Source organism: Sphingomonas sp., assembly GCF_025362505.1.
Taxonomy (GTDB): Bacteria; Pseudomonadota; Alphaproteobacteria; order Sphingomonadales; family Sphingomonadaceae; genus Sphingomicrobium.
In genome coordinates this window covers 1-2,167 of record NZ_JANYGG010000088.1, presented here as the reverse complement: position 1 = coordinate 2,167, position 2,167 = coordinate 1, and the positions used below count along the sequence as shown (strand labels likewise).

Here is a 2,167-nt window from a genome sequence, read left to right as displayed (position 1 = left end):
CAAGATCGGGATCATGCCCGGATCGATCTTTCAGAAGGGCAGCGTCGGGGTCGTCAGCCGCTCGGGCACGCTGACGTATGAAGCCGTCCACCAGACGACGATGGCCGGGCTTGGCCAGACCACCGCGGTCGGGATCGGCGGTGATCCGGTCAACGGCACCAACTTCATCGACGTGCTCGAACTGTTCATGGCCGACGAGGCGACGAAATCGATCATCATGATCGGTGAGATCGGCGGCGCGGCGGAAGAGGAAGCCGCGCAGTTCATCGCCGACGAGGCGAAGCGGGGCCGCCGCAAGCCGATGGTCGGCTTCATCGCCGGCCGCACCGCGCCTCCTGGACGCCGCATGGGCCACGCCGGCGCGATCGTGTCGGGCGGCAAGGGCGACGCCGAAAGCAAGATCGCGGCAATGGAAGCGGCTGGAATTCGCGTGTCCCCAAGCCCATCTGAGCTGGGCACGACACTAACCGCGCTGCTCAAGGGTTAAGCCCCCGGCACGGCGACGAGAAGGCATGATGGACGATCTAGGCGGCAGCTTTGAAACGAAGGTCGGCCCAAGCTGGGCGCGCCCCAACTGGCCGCTCGCCGAGCTCGACGCGGTCAACGCCGGGCTCGACCCGACCGACGCGGTGATCGAGCGAGTTGCGGCGAAGGCCACGGACATTGGCGCTTCAACTCCCGGCCCGATCGACGAAACCGCGATCCGCCACGCCGCCGAGGACAGCATCCGCGCGATGATGCTGATCCGCACCTATCGCGTGCGCGGTCACCTCGCCGCCAAGCTCGATCCGCTCGGGCTCGCCCATTATGAGCTCCCCGCCGACCTCACCCCGGCGTTCCACGGCTTCTCCGACGCCGACCTCGACCGCAAGATCTGGCTCGGCGGGACACTGGGCTTCGAACAGGCCACGATCCGCGAGGTCATCGCCGTCCTCCAGGCCAACTACTGCGGCTCGGTCGGACTCGAATATATGCACATCAACGACCTCGACGAGCGCCGCTTCCTGCAGGAGCGGATGGAGGGAAAGAGCGCCGAGATCGTCTTCACGCCAGAGGGCAAGCAGGCAATCCTCGAAAAGGTCATCCACGGCGAGCAGTGGGAGAAATTTCTCGCGCGCAAATATGTCGGGACCAAGCGCTTCGGGCTCGACGGCGGCGAAAGCGCGATCCCCGCATTGGAGTCGATCATCAAGTACGGCGGCCAGCTGGGGATCACCGAAATCGACATCGGCATGGCCCACCGCGGCCGCTTGAACGTCCTCGCCAACGTCATGGGCAAGCCCTATCGCGCGATCTTCAGCGAGTTCGCCGGCGGCGCCGCCAACCCCGAGGATGTCGGCGGGTCGGGCGACGTGAAGTACCACCTCGGCACTTCTTCGGACCGCGAATTCGACGGCAACAAGGTGCATTTGTCGCTCCTCCCCAACCCGTCACACCTCGAGGCGGTCGATCCCGTGGTGCTCGGCAAGGCGCGCGCGCTGCAGACGCTGCGCGAGGACAAGCACGGCAAGACCGTGCTGCCGATCCTGCTCCACGGCGACGCGGCGTTCGCGGGGCAGGGGATCGTCGCTGAATGTTTCGGCTTCTCCGGCCTGCCCGGCTACGGCACCGGCGGCACGATCCACTTCGTCATCAACAACCAGATCGGCTTCACCACCAGCCCGCAGTTCGGCCGCTCGTCGCCCTACTCGTCGGACATGGCGAAAGCGGTCCAGGCGCCGATCCTTCATATCAACGGCGACGACCCCGAAGCCGTCACCTTCGCCTGCAAGCTGGCAATCGAGTTCCGCCAGACCTTCGGCCGCGACATCGTCATCGACATGTGGTGCTACCGCCGCTTTGGCCACAACGAGGGCGACGAGCCGAGCTTCACCCAGCCGCTGATGTACGCCGCGATCGGCCATCATCCGCCGGTCAGCGAACTCTACGCCAAGCGGCTGATCGCCGAGGGCGTCGTCGACGAGGCATGGGTCGCCGACAATATCGCCCAGTTCACCAACCGCCTCGAAGGCGATTTCGCCGCCGCGACGGGCTACAAGGCGAACAAGGCCGAATGGTTCGAGGGCCGCTGGTCGGGCCTCGGCAAGCCCAAGGAAGAAGTCACCGGGCGTCGTGCCGCCGAGACCGGCGTGGCGAGCGACGACCTGCGCACCGTCGGCACCGCGCT

Annotated in this window: 1 protein-coding gene and 1 pseudogene; both read left to right on the top strand. The window is 66.3% G+C overall.

What is annotated here, in order from left to right; genetic code table 11:
* Window positions 1-487, top strand: a pseudogene (locus tag Q0R27_RS08935) (succinate--CoA ligase subunit alpha); the annotation flags it as partial.
* Between the two features lie 28 nt (window positions 488-515).
* Window positions 516-2,167 (top strand): thiamine pyrophosphate-dependent enzyme (locus tag Q0R27_RS08930; RefSeq protein ID WP_293943486.1); only part of this gene is annotated, 1,652 nt, incomplete at its 3' end.